The organism is Salmonella sp. NW645, assembly GCF_051703725.1.
In the GTDB taxonomy this organism is placed as follows: Bacteria; Pseudomonadota; Gammaproteobacteria; order Enterobacterales; family Enterobacteriaceae; genus Salmonella; species Salmonella enterica.
This window is the reverse complement of sequence record NZ_JAMMKR010000039.1, coordinates 1-286: the sequence shown is the minus strand read 5'-3', so window position 1 is coordinate 286 and position 286 is coordinate 1. Positions and strand designations below refer to the sequence as shown.

The following is a 286-nucleotide window of genomic DNA, read 5'->3' as shown; positions in this document are numbered from 1 at the left end:
AGAAGTGAAACGCCGTAGCGCCGATGGTAGTGTGGGGTCTCCCCATGCGAGAGTAGGGAACTGCCAGGCATCAAATTTAGTGTGCTGATATGGCTCAGTTGGTAGAGCGCACCCTTGGTAAGGGTGAGGTCCCCAGTTCGACTCTGGGTATCAGCACCACTTAATACGGTTAAAGTTCGGCATTTGAAAAAGAATTTGTCTGGCGGCAGTAGCGCGGTGGTCCCACCTGACCCCATGCCGAACTCAGAAGTGAAACGCCGTAGCGCCGATGGTAGTGTGGGGTCTC

At 54.5% G+C, this 286-nt stretch carries 1 tRNA gene and 1 rRNA gene; both read left to right on the top strand.

Annotated features, from left to right (window positions below):
- The first annotated feature begins 83 nt into the window (after nt 1–83).
- Nucleotides 84–159: transfer RNA gene (locus tag NA389_RS21980), tRNA-Thr, on the top strand.
- Between the two features lie 39 nt (nt 160–198).
- Nucleotides 199–286 (top strand): 5S ribosomal RNA (gene rrf / locus NA389_RS21975); the annotation flags it as partial.